Source organism: Nocardioides malaquae, assembly GCF_015070385.1.
Lineage (GTDB): Bacteria > Actinomycetota > Actinomycetes > Propionibacteriales > Nocardioidaceae > Nocardioides > Nocardioides malaquae.
Window position 1 is genome coordinate 170397 of the sequence record NZ_JADCSA010000001.1, and the last position, 23728, is coordinate 194124.

Genomic DNA, 23728 nt, shown 5'->3' on the forward strand with positions numbered 1-23728 from the left:
TTCAGCCGACCCGCTGCGCCTTGCCGAGCAGGCCCTGGGGCCGCACGAGCAGGAGCAGGATGAGGATCAGCATCGCGGTCGCGTACTTGAAGTCGCCCGGCATGCCGAGCGCAGGTGCCAGCTCCACGACCAACCCGATGATGAGCGAACCGATCAGGGCGCCGAAGGCGGTGCCGAGTCCCCCCAGGGTGACGGCGGCGAAGAGGAGCAGCAGGATCTGCATGCCGGAGTCCCACTTGATGCCGTTCATCACCAGGGCGTACATGATCCCCGAGAGCCCGGCGAGGGCGGCCGACACGGTCCACACGAGACGGATCACCCGGTCGACGTCGATGCCCGAGGCGGCCGCGAGGTCGGGGTTGTCGGCCACCGCACGGGTGGCCCGACCGATCCGGGTCTTCAGCAACCCCAACCCGACCGCTGCCAGGACCACGACGGCGATGCCCATGGCGGAGAAGGAGATGGTGGTCATCGTGATCGGCCCGATCTCCGTCACCGCGGCATTCTCCTTGGTGACCCGGACCGTCCCTGCGCCCACGAAGAACTGGAAGCAGTACTGCAGTGCGAGGGAGAGGCCGATCGTCACGATCAGCAGCTGGGTCAGGCCCAACCCACGACGCCGCAACGGTTGCCAGATCACTCTGTCCTGGGTCCAGCCCACCGCCGCACAGATCGCGACGGTGATCGCGGCTCCCACCCAGAGGTTGAGACCGCCCACGTTGACGAAGCCGTAGGCCAGCATGCCGCCGAGCGTGACCTGCTCGGCGTGGGCGAAGTTGGAGAGCCGGGTCGTGCCGTAGATGAGGGAGAGACCGATCGACGCGAGCGCCAGCATCAGGCCCAGGCGTACGCCGTTGGCGGCACTCTGGACCAGGTAGTCGCCGAAGGTGCGCTCGGAGCTGTAGGAGGTGGTCCGGACGGGGATGAGGCCCGCGGTGGTCTTGCCCAGCTGGACCTGGACCGTGGCCGTGCCCTCGGTCGCCACGTTGTCGGGCAGGGAGTCGGCAACGATCTCGATCTCCCACTGGCCCTCCTCCGTGGCCTGGAGGTTCCACCGTCCGGTGTCACTGGTCGTGACGGTCTCCTCGACACCCGACGGGGAGGTCAGGACCAGGTCGACGTCGGGCAGGACCCCCTCCTCGGTGCGCAACGTGCCCGCGATGCACGCCGACTCCTCCGACGGCATGCACATGGTCTCGACGGCGTGCGCCGGTGGACCCAGGAGCGCGAGGAGCGCGAGCACCATCAGTGGCACCCCTCGTCGCGTGCCGTGCTGGAGAACGCGTCGCGCCCACCCTCCGGGCGGTCGTGGATGCTGCTTCACCGGGCCTCCGTTCCCACGCCCCCCACGGACGCACTGGGAAGTGTAGGTGCGGAACGCCGTTCGTGTGCAGCACGTCACACCGCCGGAGCGCAGTGATGCCAAAAAGTGACCTTCTTGGCCCAGCGGCACCAGTCCCCCGTGCCGGGATCAGCCCTTCGCGACTCCGGGACCGTGCTCGATGACCCCGTCGGCCACCTGACGCATGGAGAGGCGGAGGTCCATGGCGGTCTTCTGGATCCACCGGAAGGCCTCGACCTCGCTGATGCCGAGCTCGCTCTGGAGCAGGCCCTTGGCCCGGTCCATCGACTTGCGGGTCTCGAGCCGTTCGGCGAGGTCGGCCACCTCCGACTCGAGGGCGCGGACCTCGGCGAACCGGGCCACCGCCATCTCGACGGTGGGCGCCAGGTCGGAGCGGCTGAAGGGCTTCAACAGATAGGCCATGGCGCCCGCGTCCCGGGCGCGTTCGACCAGCTCGCGCTGGCTGAAGGCGGTGAGGATCACCACCGGACAGATCCGCTGGGCGGCGATGCGCTCGGCGGCGGCGATCCCGTCGAGCACCGGCATCTTCACGTCGAGGATCACCAGGTCGGGGCGGAGCTCCTCGGCCAGCTCCACCGCCCGCTGGCCGTCAGCCGCCTGCCCGACGACCTCGTAGCCCTCCTCCTGGAGCATCTCTGCGAGGTCCATGCGGATGAGTGCCTCGTCCTCGGCGATCACGACGGTGGGGGCGGCTACGGGCGATGCGGTCACGACCAGAGGTTATCCCCTGCCCCGAGGTGCCCCGACAGCCCGCACCTGGAGTAAGTTGTGCTCCGCACGCGGGCCCCGGTATCCCAACCGGTAGAGGAAGCGGTCTCAAACACCGTCCAGTGTGGGTTCGAATCCCACCCGGGGCACCCGTGTGGTCAGGAGTCCTTGCGGTAGGCCGGGGCCACGGCGTTGATCGCGTCCCCCACCCGGTGGACGCGCAAGGCGTTCGTCGAGCCGGGGATGCCCGCCGGGGTGCCGGCCGTGATGACGATGAAGTCGCCCTCCACGACGCGCCCCGAGGCCAGCATCACCTCGTCGATCTGCAGCACCATCTCGTCGGTGGTGGCCACGTGGGCAGTCTGCAGCGTGTCCAGGCCCCAGGTCAGGGCCAGCCGGTTGCGGGTCGACTCCAACGGCGAGAAGGCCAACATCGGGATCGCACCGCGGTAGCGGGCCAGCCGCTGGGCCGAGTCGCCGCTCTGGGTGAAGGCGACGAGGTACTTGGCGCCCATGCGGTGAGCGACCTCGTTGGCGGCCTTCGAGATGATCCCGCCCTTGGTGCGGGGCTGCCAGTCCACCGCTGCCATCCGGGCCAGGCCATGGTCCTCGGTGTTCTCGACGATGCGGGACATCGTGCGCACCGCGGCAATCGGGTGGCGCCCCACGCTCGTCTCCCCGGACAGCATCACCGCGTCGGCGCCGTCGAGCACGGCGTTGGCGACGTCGGAGGCCTCGGCGCGGGTCGGGGCGGGTGCGCTGATCATCGACTCCAGCATCTGGGTCGCGACGATCACCGGCTTCGCGTGGCGGCGGGCCAGCTCGATCAGGATCTTCTGGAGCAGCGGCACCTGCTCCAGCGGGCACTCCACCCCGAGGTCTCCACGGGCGACCATGAGGCCGTCGAAGGCGTCGATGATCGACTCACGGTTGTCGATGGCCTGCGGCTTCTCGATCTTCGCGATGACCGGGACGGTGACTCCCTCCTCCGCCATGATGGCCCGGACGTCGTCGGCGTCCTCGGCCTGGCGCACGAAGCTCAGCGCGATGAAGTCGACGCCCTGACGCAGCGCCCAGCGCAGGTCCTCGGAGTCCTTCTCCGACAGGGCCGGCACCGAGACCGCGACGCCGGGCAGGTTGATGCCCTTGTGGTTGGAGACCGCTCCCCCGACGACGACCTTCACGTGCACGTCGGGACCGTCGACGTCGACGACCTCCAACCGGACCTTGCCGTCGTCGACCAGGATGGGGTCACCGGGAGCGACGTCGCCGGGCAGGCCCTTGTACGTCGTGCCGCACTCGACGCTGTCGCCCTCGACGTCGCGAGTGGTGATGGTCCAGGCCTGCCCCGGCACCAGCACGACCGGACCGTCCCGGAAGACGCCCAGCCGGATCTTGGGGCCCTGCAGGTCGGCGAAGACCCCGATGGCCTTGCCGGTGGATCGGCTGACCTCCCGCACCATCGCGTAGGTCCTCGCGTGGTCGGCGTGGGTGCCGTGACTCATGTTGAGCCGAGCGACGTCCATGCCTGCCTCGACCAGCTCACGGATCTTCTCAGGGCTGTCGACAGCCGGGCCAAGGGTGCAGACGATCTTTGCTCTACGCACGGGCAGGAGTCTACCGACCCGCCCTGCTGGGTCGTGTCACCGCGATGTCACGCGCGTGAACATCGGCCCACTCACCCACCGCTGATGCCGAACGGCCGGGCCGCCCCCCGTGGGGGCGACCCGGCCGCGCCGGTCGTAAGTGCCGCTCAGACGGCCAGCGGTCGCTCCGTCGGGGGGATCGGAGCCGGCAGCTCCGTCGTCCCGGTGAGGAACTCGTCGACCGCGGCGGCGGCCGCGCGGCCCTCGGCGATTGCCCACACGATGAGAGACTGTCCACGCCCCGCGTCGCCGGCGACGTACACACCCTCGACCGAGGTGGCGTAGCGGTCGTCGCGGACGATCGTGCCGCGGGCGTCGATCTCCACACCCAGCTGCTCGACGAGACCGGGCTGCTCAGGACCCACGAATCCCATGGCGAGCAGCACCAGGTCGGCCGGCAGCTCGCGCTCGGTGCCCGGGACCGGCTGGAACGACCCGTCGACCTCGACGATGCGCAGGGCCTTGACCCGACCCTCCTCGTCGCCGACGAACTCGGTGGTGGAGATCGAGTAGACCCGTTCGCCACCCTCCTCGTGGGCCGAGGAGACCCGGAAGATCATCGGGTAGGTCGGCCACGGCTGGCCGGCCGGCCGCTCCGTGCTCGGCTGCGGAAGGATCTCGAGCTGCGTGACGCTGGCGGCGCCGTGGCGGATCGAGGTGCCGAGGCAGTCGGCGCCCGTGTCGCCTCCACCGATGATGACCACGTGCTTGCCGTCGGCGCGGATCTGGCCCTCGACGGTCTCGCCGAATGCCTCACGGTTGGCCTGCGGCAGGAACTCCATCGCCTGGTGGATGCCGTCGAGCTCCCGCCCCGGGACCGGCAGGTCACGCGGGACGGTGGAACCGACGGCCAGCACGACGGCGTCGTAGCGCTGACGGAGCCGCTCACCGGTCAGGGTGCCCTGACCGACCTCCACACCGCTGCGGAAGATCGTGCCCTCGCGGCGCATCTGGTCGAGGCGACGGTCGAGGTGCTTCTTCTCCATCTTGAACTCGGGGATGCCGTAGCGCAGCAGGCCCCCGGGCTTGTCGGCCCGCTCGTAGACCGCGACCGTGTGACCGGCCCGGGTGAGCTGCTGGGCGGCGGCCAGACCTGCGGGTCCGGAGCCGACCACGGCCACCGTCTTGCCCGAGAGCCACTCAGGGGCCTCGGGGCGGACGTACCCGGAGTCCCAGGCACGGTCGATGATGGAGACCTCGACGTTCTTGATGGTCACCGCCGGCTGGTTGATGCCGACGACGCAGGCCGTCTCGCACGGGGCCGGGCAGAGCCGGCCGGTGAACTCGGGGAAGTTGTTCGTCTTGTGCAGACGGTCCATCGCCCCGTCCCAGTCGTCGCGGTAGACCAGGTCGTTCCACTCCGGGATCAGGTTGCCCAGGGGGCAACCCTGGTGGCAGAACGGGATGCCGCAGTCCATGCAACGGCTCGCCTGCGTCCGGATGATCGGCAGGAGGGCACGCCCGGCGCTGCCGGGGTAGACCTCGTTCCAGTCGTTGACTCGCTCCTCCACCGCACGACGGTCAGCAACCTGACGCTCGTGCTTGAGGAAGCCCTTCGGGTCAGCCATGAAGCACCTCCATGATGCGCGCAGCAGCTTGGTCCTCGTCGAGACCCTCGGCGAGGGCCTCGGCGCGTGCGACGAGCACGCGACGGTAGTCCCGAGGCATGACCTCGGTGAATCGGCCCACGGACGCGGGCCAGTCGGCGAGCAGCTCCTCGGCGACCGTGGAACCGGTCTCCTCGAGGTGCTCCCGGACGATCGCCTCGAGCTCGGCGACCCGCTCGCCCTCGACGGGCGAGAGGTCCACCAGCTCGTGGTTGACCCGGATCGGGTCGAGGTCGAGCACGAACGCGTAGCCGCCCGACATGCCGGCCGCGAAGTTGCGTCCGGTCGGACCGAGCACGACCACGCGACCGCCGGTCATGTACTCACAGCCGTGGTCGCCCACGCCCTCCACGACCGCGGTGAGGCCGGAGTTGCGCACGCAGAAGCGCTCCCCCACCTGACCACGCAGGAAGATCTCCCCCGACGTGCCGCCGTAGCCGATCGTGTTGCCGGCGATGACCTGCTGGCTGGCGTCGTACGTCGCCTCGCGCGGCGGGCGCACCACGATCCGGCCCCCGGAGAGGCCCTTGCCGACGTAGTCGTTGCCGTCGCCCTCGAGGCGCAGCGTGACCCCCTTCGGCACGAAGGCGCCGAACGACTGGCCGGCCGAGCCGGTGAAGGTGATGTCGATCGTGCCGTCGGGCAGGCCGGCGCCGCGGTGACGCTTGGTCACCTCGTGGCCGAGCATGGTGCCCACGGTCCGGTTGACGTTGGAGATCCGCACCTGGGCACGGACCGGCTCGCCGGTCTCGATTGCAGGCCGGGCCAGCTCGATGAGCTGGTTGTCGAGGGCCTTGTCGAGGGCGTGGTACTGGGTCTTCGTGCAGCGCAGGTCCTGGTCGGCGAACTGCGGCGGGTTCTCCACCTTGTGCAGGATCGGCGAGAGGTCCAGGCCGGAGGCCTTCCAGTGGTTCTCGGCGGCGACGGTGTCGAGTGCCTCCACCTGGCCGACCGCCTCGTCGATGCTGCGGAAACCGAGCTCGGCGAGGAGCTCACGCACCTCCTGGGCGATGTACTCGAAGAACGTGACCACGAACTCCGGCCGGCCGCTGAAGCGCTGGCGCAGCACCGGGTTCTGGGTGGCCACGCCCACCGGGCAGGTGTCGAGGTGGCACACCCGCATCATCACGCATCCGGAGACCACCAGCGGGGCGGTGGCGAAGCCGAACTCCTCCGCGCCCAGCAGGGCGGCGATGACGACGTCGCGACCGGTCTTGAGCTGGCCGTCGGCCTGCACGACGATGCGGTCGCGCAGCCCGTTGAGCAGCAGGGTCTGCTGGGTCTCGGCGAGGCCGAGCTCCCACGGACCACCCGCGTGCTTGAGCGAGGTCAGCGGGGAGGCGCCCGTGCCGCCGTCGTGGCCGGAGACGAGCACGACGTCGGCGTGCGCCTTCGACACCCCGGCCGCGACCGTGCCGACACCGACCTCGGAGACCAGCTTGACGTGGATCCGCGCCTGGGGGTTGGCGTTCTTCAGGTCGTGGATCAGCTGGGCCAGGTCCTCGATGGAGTAGATGTCGTGGTGGGGCGGCGGGCTGATGAGTCCGACGCCGGGCGTCGAGTGCCGGGTCTTGGCCACCCAGGGGTAGACCTTGTTGCCGGGCAGCTGGCCACCCTCGCCGGGCTTGGCGCCCTGCGCCATCTTGATCTGGATGTCGTCGGCGTTCGTGAGGTACTCGCTCGTGACGCCGAAGCGGCCAGAGGCCACCTGCTTGATCGACGAGCGCCGCTCCGGGTCGTACAACCGGTCCGGGTCCTCGCCACCCTCGCCGGTGTTGGACTTGGCGCCCAGCCGGTTCATGGCGACGGCGAGGGTCTCGTGCGCCTCCTTGCTGATGGAGCCGTAGGACATGGCACCGGTCGAGAAACGCTTCACGATCTCGCTGATCGGCTCGACCTCGTCGATCGGCACAGGCGTACGCCCCAGGGCTTCCGCGTCCTTGAAACGGAAGAGCCCGCGCAGCGTCATCAGGCGCTCCGACTGCTCGTCGACGCGCTGGGTGTACTGCTTGAAGACGTCGTAGCGGCCCTCACGCGTCGAGTGCTGCAGCCGGAAGACGGTCTCGGGGTCGAAGAGGTGCGGCTCCCCGTCACGACGCCACTGGTACTCGCCGCCGGTCTCCAGCTCACGCTGGTGGGTGGGCACGGCCAGACCACGGGGGTAGGCGGTGGAGTGGCGGCGCGAGACCTCCTCGGCGAGCGTGTCGATGCCGATGCCACCGAGCTTGGAGGTGGTGCCGGTGAAGTACTTGTCGACCAGCTCCTGGGAGAGGCCGATCGCCTCGAAGATCTGGGCGCCGGTGTAGGACGCGACGGTCGACACACCGATCTTGCTCATCACCTTGACGACGCCCTTGCCCAGACCCTTGACCAGGTTCTTGACGGCGACCTCGGGCTCCACGGTGACGTAGTAGCCCTCACGAGCCAGGTCCTCCACGGACTCCATCGCCAGGTAGGGGTTGACGGCCGAGGCGCCATAGCCCAGCAGGAGGGCGACGTGGTGGACCTCCCGCACGTCGGCCGCCTCGACGACGAGCCCGACCTGCGTACGCGTCTTCTCGCGCACGAGGTGGTGGTGCACCGCGGCGGTGAGCAGCAGTGACGGGATGGGAGCCAGGTCTGCGGTCGAGTGCCGGTCGGAGAGCACGATGATGCGCGCGCCACTCTCGATGGCGACCGAGACCTCGCGGCAGATCTCGTCGATCTGCGCCGCCAGCGCCCGGCCACCGCCCGCGACCTCGTAGAGCCCGCGGGCGACGTGGGTGACGAACTCTGGCCGCTCGCTGTCCTGGTGGAGGTAGCGCAGCTTGGCCAGCTCGTCGTTGGAGAGCACAGGGAAGGGGATGACCACCTGGCGGCAGGAGTCCGGAGAGGGCTCCAGCAGGTTGGACTCCGGGCCGACCGTGCCCCACAGGGAGGTCACGAGCTCCTCTCGGATGGCGTCCAGCGGCGGGTTCGTCACCTGCGCGAAGAGCTGCTGGAAGTAGTCGAAGACCAGGCGCGGCTTCTCGCTCAACGCCGCGATGGGCGTGTCGGTGCCCATCGAGCCGAGGGCCTCGCCCCCGGTGTTGGCCATCGGCGCCAGGATGATGCGCAGCTCCTCCTCGGTGTAGCCGAACACCTGCTGGCGCCGGGTGACCGACGCGTGGGTGTGCACCACGTGCTCGCGGTCCGGCACGTCCTTGAGGTTGATGAGGCTGTCGCGCAGCCACTCCTCGTAGGGGTGCTCGTCGGCCAGGGTCGCCTTGATCTCGGCGTCCTCGACGATGCGGTGCTCCTCGGTGTCCACCAGGAACATCCGGCCCGGCTTGAGCCGACCCTTGCGCACGATCCGGGACTGGTCGATGTCGAGCACGCCGACCTCGGAGGAGAGCACGACGAGACCGTCGTCGGTGACCCAGTAGCGCGAGGGACGCAGGCCGTTGCGGTCGAGCACGGCGCCGACCTGGGTGCCGTCGGTGAAGACCACGCACGCGGGGCCGTCCCACGGCTCCATCATCGTGGAGTGGAACTCGTAGAAGGCGCGCAGGCGCGGCTCCATGAGCTCGTTGTTCTCCCAGGCCTCGGGGATCATCATGAGCACCGAGTGGGGCAGCGACCGGCCCCCGAGGTGGAGCAGCTCCAGCACCTCGTCGAACGAGGCCGAGTCGGAGGACTCCGGGGTGCAGATCGGGAAGAGCCTCTCGAGGTCGCCGCCGAACTCGTCGGAGGCGAGGAGTGCCTCACGGGCGCGCATCCAGTTGCGGTTGCCCTTGACCGTGTTGATCTCACCGTTGTGGGCGATGAACCGGAAGGGGTGGGCCAGCGGCCAGCTCGGGAAGGTGTTGGTCGAGAAGCGTGAGTGCACGACGGCGATCGCCGAGGCGACCCGCTCGTCGGAGAGGTCGGGGAAGACCTGCCCGAGCTGCTCGGTGGTCAACATGCCCTTGTAGGCCATGGTGCGCGAGGAGAGCGTCGGGAAGTAGGCCTCGGTCAGGCGCTCGGCGCGCTTGCGCAGGCAGAACGCCTGGCGCTCGAGGTCCATCCCGGTCACCGCGGCGCCGGGCGAGGAGACGAAGAGCTGGACGAAGGTCGGCATCACCGACAGGGCGGTCGCCCCCAGGACCTCGGGGTCGACCGGGACCTCACGCCACCCGAGCACCTCCAGGCCCTCCTCGCCGGCGATCTTCTCGATCGCCAGGCGGGTGTCGGCCACCGCGGCGGCGTCACCGGGGATGAAGGCGGTGCCCACGGCGTACGCACCGGCGGGCGGCAGCGCGAAGTCGACGACCTCGCGGAGGAAGGCGTCGGGCACCTGGATGAGGATCCCGGCGCCGTCGCCCGAGTTGGTCTCGGCGCCCGCGGCGCCCCGGTGCTCCATGTTGATGAGTGCTTCGAGCCCCTGGGCCACCACCGAGTGGCTCGGCACGCCGGTGAGGGTGGCCACGAAGGCCACGCCGCAGGCGTCGTGCTCGTAGCTCGGGTCGTAGAGCCCTTGTCGAGGCGGGAATGCGTGCATGGGCATTTCTCCCGTCGTCCTGGTGGTCACCACCCGCCAGGGGCGGGTGCGCCACGAAGTGCAGATCGCGCGGGACGACGTTGGCCCGGACGACGAACAGTAGCACCCCGACGCTCGAGGACGCCGAAACGGGGGAAGGGGGCCCCTTCAGGATCAGCCGTCGGACCGCGGGTCGTCAACACCCTGCGGTGCCGCGGACTCGAGGGGGGTCCCGGCGTCTCCCTGCAACGCTGACGGACGGCCGCTCCCCCGCCGCCCGAGGACGACGAAGGCGACCAGGGCAACCGCGAAGAGCACCAGCGAGGTCCAGGAGTTGAGGCGCAGGCCCAGCAGGTCGTCGTACTGGACCGTGTCGATGCGGAGGTTCTCGATCCACCCGCGACCGGCGGTGTAGACCATGACGTAGAGGGCCACGACCTGTCCCGGGTGCAGCCTGTGCCGACGATCGATCCAGAGCAGCAGCAGGCACCCGGCGACGGCCCACAGCGACTCGTAGAGGAACGTCGGGTGGAAGGCGACGTCAGCCCCGACGAACTCGTAGGGACGGTGGTCGTCGTCGATCTCGAGTCCCCACGGCAGGTCGGTGGGCGCGCCGTAGAGTTCCTGGTTGAACCAGTTGCCCCACCGCCCGATGCCCTGGGCCAGCAGCACGCCGGGGGCGAGGGCGTCCAAGAAGGGCAGCACCGTGATGCCCTTGAGCCGGGCACCGATGACGACGCCCAGCGCGCCGAGGGCGACCGCGCCCCAGATGCCCAGGCCGCCCCGCCACACGTACAGGGCGGTGATCGGGTCCTGCCCCTCCCCGAAGTAGAGGTGGTGGTCGGTGACCACGTGGTAGAGCCGCCCACCCACGAGGCCGAACGGGACCGCCCACAGGGCGAGGTCCTGGACGTCGCCGGGCGTGCCGCCGCGCGCGACCCAGCGCCGCTCGCCCATCCAGACCGCCACGACGACTCCGGCGATGATGCACAGGGCGTAGGCGCGCAGCGGGAAGGGCCCCAGCTGCCACACGCCCTGGTCGGGGCTGGGGATGGTCAGGGGCAGGAGCACGTCGAGCAGCATGGGGCCTCTCAGCGGGTCAGGAGGATCTCGATGTCGGTCGACATCTGACGAGCCGAGATGTCCTTGGTCCAGACGATCTGCCCCATGCCCTCGGCGTCGAGGCCGACGACATGGTCGGAGTGAACGACCTCGTAGCCGCCGCTGGGCAGCTTGTCGCCCTCCTCGACGGCCACCTTCACCGAGAGGCCGCTCTCGACCACCGCGTCGAGGTCACCGGTGAGTCCCTCGAAGGAGGGGTCGTAACGGTCGAGGTAGGCGCGCAGCGTCTTCTCGTCGTCACGGGCCGGGTCGGTGGTCACGAAGACCACGTCGACGCGCTCGCGCAGGTCGTCGTCGAGCTGGGTGACCGCGGACGTGATGGTGGACATCACGATGCCGCAGATGTCCGGGCACCGGGTGTACCCGAAGAAGACCAGCGTCAGGTCGTTGTCGACGTCAGACAGCGACCGCGCCTCCCCCTCCGTGGTCCGCAGCGGCACGGAGGACGCCTCGTAGGGCTGGTCGAGCTCGGCCCCGCTGATGCGGGCAGGCTCCTCGGTGGCCCCGCCGTCGCCGCAGGACGCGAGCGCCAGCAGGGCGACCAGGGCCGTGACCAGGGCCGCGAGCGACCGCGCGGCCCGGGTGGCCGGGCTCGTGAGAGGCGTCACCGGCGTACCCCGGCAGCCAGCTCCTCGGTCAGCGCACCGAGGGCCTTGAGCCCCGCGACCGGGTCGTCGAGGTGCTGCTGGAGCACCCGCACGAAGGCCGAACCCACGATGACGCCGTCGGCGAAGGCAGCGATCTCGTGGGCCTGGGCCCCGGTGCTGACGCCGAGGCCGACCCCGACGGGCAAGTCGGTGGTGGCCTTGGTGCGACGCACCAGCGGCTCGGCCAGGTCACTGGTGGTGGCGCGCGCCCCGGTCACCCCCATCACGGCGGTGGCGTAGACGAAACCGCGGCAGGCGGCCGTGGTCATGGCGATGCGGGCGTCGGTCGACGACGGGGCGACCAGGAAGATCTTGTCCAGCCCTCGGGCGTCGGCGGCGGCGATCCACTCCTGGCCGGAGTCGGGGGTGATGTCCGGGGTGATGAGGCCCGCGCCACCGGCAGAGGCCAGGTCCGTGGCGAACCGCTCGACGCCGTAGCGCTCGACCGGGTTCCAGTAGGTCATCACGACGGTGGGGGTGCCGGTCGCGGCCACCGCCTCGACGACGCGCAGCACGTCGCGGGTGCGCGTGCCGGCCTCGAGGGCGTGCTGGGCCGCGGCCTGGATGGTGGGGCCGTCCATCACCGGGTCGGAGTAGGGCAGACCGATCTCGATCACGTCGCAGCCGGAGTCGACGAGGACCTTCATCGCCTCGATCGACCCCTGCACGTCGGGGAACCCGGCGGGCAGGTAGCCGACCAGGGCGGCCCGCCCCTCGTCGCGGGCGCGGGCGTAGGCGCGTGCGGTGGTGTTGACGCTCACTTCGCGCCTCCGTCCTGCTGGTCGGGGCCGCCGAGGCCGAACCACTCGATGGCCGTGCCCATGTCCTTGTCGCCGCGACCGGAGAGGTTGACCACGACGGTGGCCTCCGGTCCCCTCTCCGCCACCAGGTCGGGGATCACCTGCAGGGTGCCGGCCAGGGCGTGGGCGCTCTCGATCGCTGGGATGATGCCCTCGGTGCGCGCCAGCAGCGCCATGGCTTCCATCGCCTCGGCGTCGGTGACCGGGAGGTAGGTCGCGCGACCGACCTTGGCCAGGTGGGAGTGCTGCGGGCCGACCCCGGGGTAGTCCAGGCCCGCGGAGATCGAGTGGGACTCGACGGTCTGGCCGTCCTCGTCCTGGAGCACGTAGGTGCGCGCGCCGTGCAGCACACCCGACTCCCCCGCGTGGATCGTGGCGGCGTGGCGACCGGTCTCGACACCGTCACCACCGGGCTCGAAGCCGTAGATCTTCACGTCCTCGTCGTCGAGGAAGGCGGTGAAGAGGCCGATGGCGTTGGAGCCACCACCGACGCAGGCGGTCACGGCGTCCGGCAGGCGACCGTACTGCTCCAGGCACTGGGCCCGCGCCTCGTCACCGATGCCGCGACAGAAGTCGCGCACCATGCTGGGGAAGGGGTGGGGGCCGGCAGCGGTGCCGAAGAGGTACGCGGTGTGGTCGACGCTGGCGACCCAGTCGCGCAGCGCCTCGTTGATCGCGTCCTTCAGCGTTGCGGAGCCGGACTCGACCGGGACGACGGTGGCCCCGAGCATCTGCATCCGGGCGACGTTGAGCGCCTGGCGGCGGGTGTCGACGGCACCCATGTAGACGGTGCAGTCGAGGCCGAAGTAGGCGGCCGCGGTGGCGCTGGCGACGCCGTGCTGACCGGCACCGGTCTCGGCGATGACCCGGGTCTTGCCCATCCGCTTGGTGAGCAGCGCCTGGCCGAGCACGTTGCGGATCTTGTGGGCGCCGGTGTGGTTGAGGTCCTCGCGCTTGAGCAGGACGCGGGCGCCGACCTGCTGCGAGAGCCGCTCGGCGTGGTAGAGCCGGCTCGGCGTGCCCGCGTAGTCGGCGAGCACGTCGTCGAAGGACTTCACGAACGCCGGGTCGGCCATGGCGTCCGTCCACGCCTCGGTCAGCTCGTCGAGCGCCGCGACCAGGGCTTCGGGCATGAACCGCCCGCCGAAGTCGCCGAAGAAGCCTCGCTCGTCGGCCCCGTAGGGCCCGGGGGCGGCGGTCACAGTCCCACTCCTGTCATGGTGCGCACGGCCTGCTCGGGGTCGCCGTCCTTGACGAGGGCCTCCCCGACCAGGACCACGCGGGCGCCGTCGGCGACGAAGCCCGCCACGTCGTCAGCTGAGCTGATGCCGGACTCTGCCACCTTGACGCGGTCGTCGGGCACGAGTGGCGCCAGCCGCGAGAAGGTGGCCGAGTCCACCTCGAGGGTCTTCAGGTTGCGGGCGTTGACACCGATCAGGTCGGCGCCGAGCGCCACCGCACGTTCGGTCTCCGCCTCGTCGTGGACCTCGACGAGCACGGTCAGCCCCAGCTCGCGTGCCTCGTCGTGGAGGCGTCGCAACGTCTCGTCGTCGAGCGCGGCCACGATCAGCAGCGCCAGGTCGGCCCCCGCGGCCCGGGCCTCGACGAGCTGGTAGCTCTCGACGATGAAGTCCTTGCGCAGCACCGGCACGTCGACGGCAGCGCGCACGGCGCGCAGGTCGTCGAGCGACCCCTTGAAGCGACGCTCCTCGGTCAGCACCGAGATCGCCGCGGCTCCGCCCCGGGCGTACGCCGCGGCGAGCTCGGCCGGCGCCGGGATGTCGGCGAGGTGACCCTTGGAGGGGCTGCTGCGCTTCACCTCCGCGATGACGCTCGAGCCGGGAGCGGAGAAGTGCGGCATCGGGTCGCGCGGCGGATCGACGTCGGCGAGCGCCGCCCTCACCTCACGCAGGGGCGTCTCGGACTCGCGGCGGGCGAGGTCGATCCGGACACCGGCGACGATGTCGTCGAGGACGGACACGCAGTTCCTCCAGGGCAGGCAGGACGGGACGGGACGGACGTGACCAAGCCTCTCACCTTGACCCAGTGGCTGCGCGACCAGTCCGAGCCGGACGGCGCAGGACGAGCGATGGAGGGCGCGGCTGCGGTCAGGGGGCGAGCCAGGCGACCGGCGCCCACGGGATGTTGCGCAGCACCGTGAAGACCACCAACGCGGCGGCGACGGTCCACCACACCGCGGCCGAAGGCGACGGGAGGAGGGGGACGCCACCGCGAGCGGCACGCCAGAGCGCCACGAGCCACAGGACACCGGCCACGGGCGCCGCCGCCACCAGCACCACGTTGCTCGACGCGGCGGCCGCCAGGTCGAGGTCGGTGAGGTGGTGGACCGCGCGCAGGCTGCCGCAGAAGGGGCAGGCCACCCCGAGGAGGGCGGAGGGACAGAACCCCCAGCTGCCCTGGACGTGCGGGTCGCGCAGGTGGAGGGCCAGGGTGGCGAGCGCGACGCCGGCTCCGGCGCCGAGCACGGGCGCGACCCGTCCCACCCACGTCGTGGGCGAGGAAGTGAGCGTCTCGGCCACCCCGGTCACGTCAGTGCCTCCCGGTCCCTCGGGATCAGTGCTTCTCGACGTTGTAACCCATCTTCGCCATCACGAGGAAGACGGGGAGGGCGAGGACTGCCAGCACCACACCGACCCAGAAGAGGGCCATCGAGACGGGGCTCAGCATGAGCGCGATGCTGCCCAGCAGGAACCCGACCGAGGCGACGCCCACCGCGGACCAGGCCGCCATGGTGTTGCCGTGACCGGGGGTGGTGCCGTCGTTGTCAGCCATGAGAAGTGAACTCCTGATCCAGCGGGTCTCGAACGCCCGCACCGCGGGCCATGCACAGTCTAGGGGGCCGCTCAGAGGGTCGGGTCCCGGCCCTCGTCGATCGCGCGCCACAGGTCCGCGGGGTCGCCCTCCTCCGCCGCGACCTTCTCCGAGGCCGGGGCTGCGGCAGCACGCGAGGCCGGAGCGTCGTAGCGTCCGCCCATCTCCGGCCAGCGCGGGGCCCTCAGCACCGCGACCACGTGGGCCGGCAGCAGGAGGAGCACGGACAGGCCGGCGAGCACGAAGGCGGCGCTCCACTCCACCTCCCACGCCGTCGCCAGGTCGGCGACCCCGGCCCGGTCGCGGACGTCGTCACGCAGGCTCAGGGCACCGACGACCCAGGCGACACCGATGCCCACGGTGGCGAGCAGCCCCATCCCGGCCACGGCTCGGCGCCACCGCCCACGGCTGACCAGCACCACACCCCACGAGGCCAGGGCCACCAGGCCCAGGGCCCCGGCGGCGGGCATCTCCCCCAGTCCCGGGTTGTTCTCGGTGAACCAGTCCACGGCCCCCTGCCCCGTCCCGGGAGCCGTCAGGGTGACCCACCGCTGGTGGCCGGTCGCCGCCGCCAGAGCGGCACCGAGCACCCCGGCGAGCACCGTGGGGCCGAACGAGCGGTCAGCCATCGGTGCTGGTCGCGAGGAGCAGGTCGGCGTCGAAGCAGGTGGCGTCGCCGGTGTGGCAGGCGCCGCCGACCTGGTCGACCTTGACCAGGAGCGTGTCCTTGTCGCAGTCCAGGCGCACCTCCTTGACCCACTGCACGTGGCCCGAGGTGTCCCCCTTGACCCAGTACTCGCCGCGGCTGCGCGACCAGTAGGTCGCCCGTCCGGTCGTCAGGGTGCGCGCGAGGGCCTCGTCGTCCATCCACCCCAGCATCAGCACCTCACCGGTGTCGTGCTGCTGGACCACGGCGGGGACGAGCCCCTCGGCGGTGCGCTTGAGGCGGGCGGCGATGGCGGGGTCGAGTGACGTCACCCCTCCAGTATCGCGCGGGTGGTCCCGCCCGTTGCCGTCACCGCCCGTGCTGGGCCACCCAGGAGGCGTGGAGACGGGCGTACACACTGCCGCTCTCGGCCACCAGGAGCGCGTGGGGACCGCGCTGGACCACCCGCCCTCGGTCGACCACGACGACCTCGTCGGCCTGTTCGGCCGTGGTGAGGCGGTGCGCGATCGTGACCGACGTGCGTCCGGACATCAGGCGCTCGAGCGCCCTCCCGATGCGCACCTCCAGCTGAGGGTCGACGGCGCTGGTGGCCTCGTCGAGCACGAGCAGGTCGGGATCGGCCAACCTGGCCCGCAGGAGCGCCACCAGCTGGCGCTCCCCCGCGGAGAGCGAGTCACCGCGCTGGCCGACCCGGGTGGACAGGCCGTCGGGCAGCGAGGCCAACCAGTCAGCCATGCCCAGCTCCGCGGCGGCCGCCTCGATGTCGGCGTCGGTGGCGTCTGTACGTCCGTAGCGGACGTTGGCGGCCAGGGTGTCGTCGAAGAGGAAGCCCTCCTGGGGCACGAGGACGACACCGCGACGCAGGCTGGACGCGGCGATCTCGCGCACGTCCACGCCGTCGAGCAGCACGCGGCCCCGCGTCGGGTCCATCAGTCGGGTCAGGAGCTTGGCGATCGTCGACTTGCCGGAACCGGTCTCCCCCACCACCGCGACGCGAGTGCCGGCGGCGAGGTCGAGGGAGACGCCCCGCAGCACCTCGGGCCCACCCGGGTAGGCGAACGAGACGTCCTCGAGGTGCACGTCGATGGGGCCCCGCGGCAGGACCACCCCGTCAGCACCCGGGTCGACCACGTCGGCCGGCGTCTCCAGGATGCCGATCACCCGGCGCCAGCTCGCGATCGCGTTCTGGGCGTCGGTGATGATCTGGGTGCCCATCTGCACCGGTCCGACGAAGAGGGTGACGAGGAAGGCGAAGGCCAGCACCGTGCCGGCGCTCATCTGGTCGGTGATGCCCAGCAGCACGCCCACCACCAGCACGCCGGCGTTGGCGAGTCCGGCGGAGATCCCGCCCAGCGAGAAGGAGATGACGGTGAACTTCTGCGCCCGGGTGCTCGCCGCCTTGAACCCGTCGATGGCCGTGTCGATGCGGGCCTGGGTGCGGTCCTGCACGGCGTGCGCACGCACCACGGAGGCCCCGACGACGGGCTCGGAGACGGCCGACAGCATGGTGGCCGCCTGGCGGCGCACCACGCCGTAGGCGTCGGCGAGCTTGCGCTGGAAGTAGCGGATGGAGGCGAAGAGGGGTGCGAAGCACAGCCAGACCACCAGGCAGAGCTGCCAGGAGTAGACGGCCATCACCACGGTGGCCACCAGCACCTGGCCCACGCTGATCACCAGGAGCAGCCCGCCGAAGACCAGGAACTGGCTGATCTGGTCGACGTCGCTGGTGACGCGCGAGACGAGGGCGCCGCGCCGCTCGGTGCTCTGGGTGGCGATCGAGAGGTCGTGCACGTGCCGGAACGCCTTCGTGCGCAGCGAGGCCAGGCCGTTCTCGCTGGCCGTGAAGAGCCGCGCCGTCATCAGGTAGGACGCCAGGCTGGTGACGACCAGGCCCAGGAAGGCGGCCAGGCCCATCCGGGTCACGAAGGCGACGTCGGGCCCCCCCGCTCCGCCCAGTCCCCGGTCGAGGGTCTGCTGCACCGCGATCGGCACCACGACCTGTCCCAGCGAGGCAATCACGGCGAGCACGAGCGTCCACCTCACGCCCTTCGTCAGCTCGGGGCTGTGGGCCAGGCCGCGGCGGATCGTCTCGACCGCCCCGATCTCCTCACCGCTGGAGACGCCGCTCATGCCTGCACCTCCTCGTAGGCGTTGACGAGACGGGCGTAGGTCTCACTGCGACGCAGCAGCTCGGCGTGCGTGCCGGAGTCGACGACCCTGCCTCGGTCGAGGTGGACGACCTCGTCGGCAAGGGCGATGGTCGCCTTGCGGTAGGCGATGACGACCAAGGTGGTCGCGGCCGCACCTTCACGCAGCGAGGCGAGGATGCGCTGCTCGACCTCGGGGTCGACCGCGCTGGTCGCGTCGTCGAGGACCAGCAGTCGTGGGCGTCGCAGCAGCGCCCGCGCCAGGGCGATGCGCTGGCGCTGCCCACCGGAGAGCGAGGTGCCGCGCTCCCCCAGCTGGGTGTCGAGCCCGGCCGGGAGGCGACGCACGAACTCGTCGGCCTGAGCGGTGCGCAGCGCGGCCCACACCTCCTCGTCGCCGACCTCCGCCCCCAGGGTCACGTTGCCGCGCACGCTGTCGTCGAAGAGGAAGGCCGTCTGCGGCACGACGGCGACGACCCGGGCCAGCTCGCCGGGTGCCAGGTCGCGCAGGTCGACGCCGTCGACGCGGACGGCCCCCTCGTCGGGATCGAGCAACCGCGCCAGCAGGAGGGTCAGGGTGCTCTTGCCGGAGGCGGTGGCCCCCACCACGGCCGTGGTCCGTCCGGGCAGCACCTCGAGGTCGACGTCCCGCAGCACCGGCACCTCGGGCACGTAGGCGTACCGGACGTGGTCGACCCGGAGGTGGGCCCCGGTGGCTGCCACGGGAGCGGGCGCCACTCCGTGGGGCATGGCGCCGGTGGCGTCGAGGACCGCCCGGGTGCGTTCGAAGCCGACGACACTGCGCGGGAACTCCCCCAGCAGCCAGCCGATCGCGCGGATGGGGAAGGACACGATGGTGAGGAGGTAGGCGACGGTGACGACGTCACCGGCGTCGCTGGCTCCCGAGCCCACGCGGGCAACGCCGACGGCCAGCACGACCAGGACACCGAGGTTGGGCAGGGCGGCCAGGACCGGGTCGAAGGCGGCCCGCACCCGGCCGGCGCGCACGTTCACGTCGCGCAGCTCGCGCACCCTGGCGTCGAACCGGGCGGTCTCCTCGGCCTCACGTCCCAGCGTCTTGACCACCATGGCACCGTCGAAGGACTCGTGCGCCACCTCGGCGACCTCGGCACGCAGGCGCTGCGCGCGGGTCATCAACGGCGAGGCCAGGCGCTGGTAGACGACGTTGGCCACCACGACCGCGGGGAAGACCAGCAGGCCGACCAGCGCCAGGACCAGGTCAGCCGCGAGCATCTGGGCCACGGCGATGACCATCATCACCACCGTGCCCAGGGCCATCGGGAAGGGCGCGATGGGCGCCCAGGCCGCCTCGACGTCACTGGAGGCGTTGGAGAGCAGCTGCCCGGTGGGGTGGCGCTGGTGCCACTCCATGGGGAGCTCGAGGTACTTGCGGGTGACCGCGCGGCGGGTGTGGGCCTGCATCCGGTACTGCATGATGCCGGCCCCGAGGCGACGGGCCACGATGCCCACCGCACGCAGGATCGCCACCCCCACGAAGAGGGCGACGACCGCGACCAGCATCGACGGGGCGACCTCACCCTCCTCGAACGTGGGCAGCACGACGTTGTCGGTGGCCCATCCCAGCACCCAGGCGTCGGCCACGGTCAGGACCGCGAAGAGGACACTGCCCACGGTCGACAGGGTGAACACCACCGGCTCGCGGCGCACGGCCACCCACAGGACGCGGAAGCCGGCAAGCGTGGTGGCGCCACGGCGCCGTGCCCCAGAAGTCACGTGGTCGTGAACCCGAGCAGGGGCCGCGGCATTCCCCGACGCCTCAGCGGACCGGGTGGCCCGAGGCCGCCAGGGCGCCCTTGACCTCGGAGATGCGCAGGGTGCCGAAGTGGAAGACCGAGGCGGCCAGGACCGCGTCGGCACCGGCGTCGACGGCCGGGGCGAAGTGCTCGAGCCTGCCGGCTCCGCCGGAGGCGATCACCGGGGTGGTGACCTCGCGGCGCACGGCCTCGATCAGCTCCAGGTCGAAGCCGTCCCGGGTGCCGTCGGCGTCCATCGAGTTCAGCAGGATCTCGCCGACGCCCAGCTCGGCGGCCCTCACGGCCCACTCGATCGCGTCGAGGCCGGCGGACTGCCGTCCGCCGTGGGTGGTGACCTCGAACCCGGAGTCGGTGCCCGGAGCACGGCGGGCGTCCACCGAGAGCACCAGGACCTGGTTGCCGAAGCGGTCGGCCACCTCGCGGATCAGCTCGGGACGGGCGATCGCCGCGGTGTTCATCGCGACCTTGTCGGCCCCGGCCCGCAACAGGCGGTCGACGTCCTCGACGGCGCGCACTCCCCCACCGACGGTGAGCGGGATGAAGATCTCCTCGGCGGTGCGCGAGACGATCTCCATGGTCGTCGCACGCGCCTCGTGGGAGGCGGAGATGTCGAGGAAGGTCAGCTCGTCGGCGCCCTCGGCGTCGTAGATCCGGGCCAGCTCGACCGGGTCACCGGCGTCGCGCAGCTCCTGGAAGTTGATCCCCTTGACCACCCGGCCGCCGTCGACGTCGAGGCACGGGATGACGCGGACCGCGAGGCTCATCGCTGCTCCCGCCTTGCGTCCGGCAGGGTCAGGGCCAGGGCCTCCTCGAGGGTGAACCGACCCTCGTAGAGCGCGGTACCGGCGATCGCGCCCTCCACGCCCAGGTCGACGAGGTCGGCCAGCGCGGCGATGTCATCGATGGTCGAGATGCCGCCCGAGGCGATCACCGGTCGGTCGGTGGCGGCGCAGACGTTGCGCAACAGCTCGGTGTTGGGCCCCTGCAGCATCCCGTCCTTGTCGACGTCGGTGACGACGTAGCGGGCGCAGCCCTCGGCGTCGAGCCGAGCGAGCGTCTCGTAGAGGTCTCCACCCTCGGAGGTCCACCCACGCCCGGCCAGGGTCGTGCCGCGCACGTCGAGCGCGATCGCGATGCGGTCACCGTGCTCGGCGATGGCGCGGGCGCACCACTCCGGGTCCTCGATGGCGGCAGTACCGATGTTGACGCGCTCGCAGCCCGTGGCCAGCGCCTTGCGCAGCGACTCGTCGTCACGGATGCCCCCGGTCATCTCGACCTTGATGTCGAGGGTGCGCACGATCTCGGACTTGATCTCGAAGTTGTCGCCCTTGCCGAAGGCGGCGTCCAGGTCGACCAGGTGCAACCACTCGGCCCCGGCCTGCTGCCAGCGCAGGGCGGCATCGAGCGGGCTGCCGTACTGACCGCCGGTGCCCTCCACCCCCTGGGAGAGCTGGACGGCCTGGCCACCGGAGATGTCGACGGCGGGCAGGAGCTGCAGGTAGTTCGTCATGTCGTCCTTGTCAGGAGAGGGGCCGCGAGGGCTCAGGTGAGGGTCCGGACCCAGTTGTGCAGCAGCGCCGCACCGGCGTCACCGGACTTCTCGGGGTGGAACTGGGTGGCCCACAGGGGGCCGTTCTCGACGGCTGCCACGAAGCGGTCACCGCCGTGCTCGGCCCAGGTCACCAGGGGCGCCGCCGTGCGGTCGTTGGTGACCAGCTCCCACTCGCGGACCCCGTAGGAGTGCACGAAGTAGAAGCGCTCGTCCTCGACCCCGGCGAAGAGCTGCGAACCGGGTGCGGCCTCGACCGTGTTCCACCCCATGTGCGGCACGACCGGCGCCTGCAACCGCTCGACGGTCCCGGGCCACTCGTCGCAGCCGTCGGTCTCGACACCGTGCTCGACACCCCGGGCGAAGAGGATCTGCATGCCCACGCAGATCCCCAGCACGGGGCGCCCGCCCGCGAGCCGACGACCGATGATCCGGTCGCCCTTGATCGCGCGCAGGCCCCGCATGCACGACTCGTACGCCCCCACGCCGGGCACCAGGAGTCCGTCGGCCGCCAGGGCGGCGTCGAAGTCGTCGGTGAGGGTGACCCGCGCGCCCGCGCGCTCCACCGCGCGCACGGCCGAGCGCAGGTTGCCCGACCCGTAGTCGAGGACGACGACGGAGGGCGCCGTCACGCGGTGGCCCCGCTGCCGTCGCCCTCGAGGGTCCCCTTCGTGGAGGGCACACCGGTCTCGCGCGGGTCGAGGGCGGCCGCGTCGCGGAAGGCGCGGGCGAAGGCCTTGAACTGCGCCTCCACCAGGTGGTGCGGGTCGCGCCCGGCCAGCACGCGGACGTGCAGGGCAATCTGGGCGTGGAAGGAGATCGACTCGAAGACGTGGCGGGTGAGCGACCCCTGGTAGTCACCCCCGATGGCCACGTAGATCTGCCCCTCAGGCTCACCGGTGTGCACGCAGTAGGGGCGGCCCGACAGGTCGACGACACCCTGGACGAGGGCCTCGTCCAGGGGCACGGTGGCGTCACCGAAGCGTCGGATGCCGCGCTTGTCACCCAGCGCCTGGCGCAGGGCCTGGCCGAGGATGATCGCGGTGTCCTCCACCGTGTGGTGGGCGTCGATGTGGGTGTCGCCCTCGGTCTTCACGGTGAGGTCGACCAGGGAGTGACGACCGAAGGCGTCGAGCATGTGGTCGAAGAAACCGACCCCGGTCGACACGTTCGTGCGACCGGTGCCGTCGATGTCGACCTCGACGAGGACCGAGGACTCCTTGGTGGTGCGCTCGATCCGGGCGGTGCGGCTCATCGGGTCTCCTTGACGGTGGTGGGTGGGTGCGTGGCGATCACGTCGGTCAGCGCCGCTCGGAAGGCGGCCATCTCCTCGCCGGTGCCCACCGACACGCGCAGCCAGCCCTCGGGGCCGGTCTCACGGATCAGGACGCCGGCGTCGAGGAGCGCCTGCCACACGGCGTGGCGGTCGGCGAAGGTGCCGAAGAGGACGAAGTTGGCGTCGGAGTCGGCGACCGCGCACCCCTGGTCGCGCAGCCACTCGACGGTCGAGTCGCGCTCGATCCGCAGGTCGGCCACCCTGCCCAACAGCTCGGGCGCGTGCCGCAGCGCGGCCAACGCCGTCGCCTGGGTGACCGCCGACAGGTGGTAGGGCAAGCGCACGATGCGGATCGCGTCGACCACCTCCTGGCGCGCCGCCAGGTAGCCCAGGCGAGCGCCGGCCAGCGCGAACGCCTTGGACATCGTGCGCGTGACGACCAGGTTGCGGTGGGTGTCGATGAGCTCCAGGGCACTGGGCACCCCGTCTCGCCGGAACTCGCCGTAGGCCTCGTCGATCACCACGAGTCCGTTGCCGGCCGCCTCGCAGAGCATGGAGACCGCCTCGGGAGGCAGCGCCGTGCCCGTCGGGTTGTTGGGACTCGGGAGCAGCACCACGGCCGGCTGCAGCTCCTGCACGAGCTGGCGGGCCTTGTCGAGGTCGAGGCTGAAGTCGTCCTCGCGCCGCGCCGCCACCCACTCGGTCAGGGAGTTGCGCGCGTACTCGGGGTACATCGCGTACGTCGGGGCGAAGGACAGTGCCGTGCGTCCGGGGCCACCGAAGGCCTGCAGGATCTGCATCATCACCTCGTTGGACCCGTTGGCCGCCCAGACCATGTCGGGCGTGAGGTCGCGACCACCGTCGCTGTTGAGGTAGTCGGTCAGGCCACGACGCAACGCGGAGAACTCCCGGTCGGGATACCGGTTGAGCCCGAGGGCCGCCTCCCGCACCGCCGCCGCGACGTCGTCGGCGGCCGCCGGCGAAGGACCGTACGGGTTCTCGTTGGTGTTGAGCTGGACCGGGACGTCGAGCTGGGGCGCACCGTAGGGCTCGTCCCCCACCAACGCGTCGCGCAGCGGGGGCCAGGGCAG

21 protein-coding genes and 1 tRNA gene are annotated in these 23728 nt (G+C 71.2%); 1 reads left to right on the forward strand and 21 read right to left on the reverse strand.

Annotated elements, in window-relative coordinates; translation table 11 throughout:
* Window position 1: 1 nt before the first annotated feature.
* The gene (locus IEQ44_RS00800) at window positions 2–1324 is read right to left on the reverse strand and encodes a branched-chain amino acid ABC transporter permease (RefSeq protein WP_319804397.1); all 1323 of its coding nucleotides are present in this window, start codon (window positions 1322–1324) and stop codon (window positions 2–4) included.
* A gap of 147 nt (window positions 1325–1471) precedes the next feature.
* Window positions 1472–2074, reverse strand: coding sequence for an ANTAR domain-containing response regulator (locus IEQ44_RS00805; protein ID WP_193636521.1), 603 nt, complete (start codon window positions 2072–2074; stop codon window positions 1472–1474).
* Between the two features lie 72 nt (window positions 2075–2146).
* Here IEQ44_RS00805 and IEQ44_RS00810 point away from each other — a divergent pair.
* Window positions 2147–2220 (forward strand) — tRNA-Leu (locus tag IEQ44_RS00810).
* A gap of 9 nt (window positions 2221–2229) precedes the next feature.
* On the opposite strand, the gene pyk is transcribed toward IEQ44_RS00810, so the two are convergent.
* From pyk to IEQ44_RS00905, 19 genes are all read right to left on the reverse strand, one after another.
* Window positions 2230–3678, reverse strand: a complete 1449-nt coding sequence (gene pyk, locus IEQ44_RS00815) for a pyruvate kinase (RefSeq protein WP_193636522.1) — start codon at window positions 3676–3678, stop codon at window positions 2230–2232.
* A 146-nt stretch (window positions 3679–3824) separates the two neighbouring features.
* Window positions 3825–5285 (reverse strand): glutamate synthase subunit beta, encoded by a 1461-nt coding sequence (locus IEQ44_RS00820; RefSeq protein ID WP_193636523.1) that lies wholly within the window; start codon window positions 5283–5285, stop codon window positions 3825–3827.
* On the reverse strand, window positions 5278–9822 hold the full coding sequence (gene gltB / locus IEQ44_RS00825; protein WP_438861831.1) for a glutamate synthase large subunit: 4545 nt from the start codon (window positions 9820–9822) through the stop codon (window positions 5278–5280). Before gltB ends, IEQ44_RS00820 begins: the two co-directional genes overlap by 8 nt.
* Window positions 9823–9975: 153 nt before the next feature.
* Window positions 9976–10884: a prolipoprotein diacylglyceryl transferase gene (lgt, locus tag IEQ44_RS00830; RefSeq protein WP_193636525.1), complete on the reverse strand. Its 909-nt coding sequence runs from the start codon at window positions 10882–10884 to the stop codon at window positions 9976–9978.
* 8 nt (window positions 10885–10892) lie between these two features.
* Entirely contained in the window at window positions 10893–11531 is a 639-nt protein-coding gene (locus IEQ44_RS00835) for an SCO family protein (RefSeq protein ID WP_193636526.1), read from the reverse strand.
* Window positions 11528–12331: a tryptophan synthase subunit alpha gene (gene trpA / locus IEQ44_RS00840; RefSeq protein WP_193636527.1), complete on the reverse strand. Its 804-nt coding sequence runs from the start codon at window positions 12329–12331 to the stop codon at window positions 11528–11530. The genes IEQ44_RS00835 and trpA overlap by 4 nt, the downstream gene beginning before the upstream one ends.
* Window positions 12328–13572, reverse strand: a complete 1245-nt coding sequence (gene trpB / locus IEQ44_RS00845) for a tryptophan synthase subunit beta (RefSeq protein ID WP_319804398.1) — start codon at window positions 13570–13572, stop codon at window positions 12328–12330. The genes trpA and trpB overlap by 4 nt, the downstream gene beginning before the upstream one ends.
* Complete coding sequence (gene trpC / locus IEQ44_RS00850; RefSeq protein ID WP_193636528.1) at window positions 13569–14351, reverse strand: indole-3-glycerol phosphate synthase TrpC; 783 nt, start codon at window positions 14349–14351, stop codon at window positions 13569–13571. The genes trpB and trpC overlap by 4 nt, the downstream gene beginning before the upstream one ends.
* A gap of 127 nt (window positions 14352–14478) precedes the next feature.
* Window positions 14479–14919, reverse strand: coding sequence for a DUF2752 domain-containing protein (locus tag IEQ44_RS00855; RefSeq protein WP_319804399.1), 441 nt, complete (start codon window positions 14917–14919; stop codon window positions 14479–14481).
* 25 nt (window positions 14920–14944) lie between these two features.
* Window positions 14945–15163, reverse strand: coding sequence for an HGxxPAAW family protein (locus tag IEQ44_RS00860; RefSeq protein WP_193636529.1), 219 nt, complete (start codon window positions 15161–15163; stop codon window positions 14945–14947).
* A gap of 71 nt (window positions 15164–15234) precedes the next feature.
* Window positions 15235–15831, reverse strand: coding sequence for a Trp biosynthesis-associated membrane protein (locus IEQ44_RS00865; RefSeq protein WP_193636530.1), 597 nt, complete (start codon window positions 15829–15831; stop codon window positions 15235–15237).
* On the reverse strand, window positions 15824–16180 hold the full coding sequence (gene hisI / locus IEQ44_RS00870; protein ID WP_193636531.1) for a phosphoribosyl-AMP cyclohydrolase: 357 nt from the start codon (window positions 16178–16180) through the stop codon (window positions 15824–15826). Before hisI ends, IEQ44_RS00865 begins: the two co-directional genes overlap by 8 nt.
* A gap of 37 nt (window positions 16181–16217) precedes the next feature.
* Window positions 16218–17999, reverse strand: a complete 1782-nt coding sequence (locus IEQ44_RS00875) for an ABC transporter ATP-binding protein (protein ID WP_193636532.1) — start codon at window positions 17997–17999, stop codon at window positions 16218–16220.
* Window positions 17996–19771, reverse strand: coding sequence for an ABC transporter ATP-binding protein (locus tag IEQ44_RS00880; protein WP_193636533.1), 1776 nt, complete (start codon window positions 19769–19771; stop codon window positions 17996–17998). The genes IEQ44_RS00875 and IEQ44_RS00880 overlap by 4 nt, the downstream gene beginning before the upstream one ends.
* Before the next feature lie 43 nt (window positions 19772–19814).
* Window positions 19815–20576, reverse strand: a complete 762-nt coding sequence (hisF, locus tag IEQ44_RS00885) for an imidazole glycerol phosphate synthase subunit HisF (RefSeq protein WP_193636534.1) — start codon at window positions 20574–20576, stop codon at window positions 19815–19817.
* Window positions 20573–21322, reverse strand: coding sequence for a bifunctional 1-(5-phosphoribosyl)-5-((5-phosphoribosylamino)methylideneamino)imidazole-4-carboxamide isomerase/phosphoribosylanthranilate isomerase PriA (gene priA, locus IEQ44_RS00890; RefSeq protein WP_193636535.1), 750 nt, complete (start codon window positions 21320–21322; stop codon window positions 20573–20575). The genes hisF and priA overlap by 4 nt, the downstream gene beginning before the upstream one ends.
* A gap of 32 nt (window positions 21323–21354) precedes the next feature.
* A complete protein-coding gene (gene hisH / locus IEQ44_RS00895) occupies window positions 21355–21993 on the reverse strand; it encodes an imidazole glycerol phosphate synthase subunit HisH (RefSeq protein WP_193636536.1) in 639 nt (212 codons plus the stop codon).
* Entirely contained in the window at window positions 21990–22616 is a 627-nt protein-coding gene (gene hisB / locus IEQ44_RS00900) for an imidazoleglycerol-phosphate dehydratase HisB (protein WP_193636537.1), read from the reverse strand. Before hisB ends, hisH begins: the two co-directional genes overlap by 4 nt.
* Window positions 22613–23728 (reverse strand): histidinol-phosphate transaminase, encoded by a 1116-nt coding sequence (locus IEQ44_RS00905; protein ID WP_193636724.1) that lies wholly within the window; start codon window positions 23726–23728, stop codon window positions 22613–22615. Before IEQ44_RS00905 ends, hisB begins: the two co-directional genes overlap by 4 nt.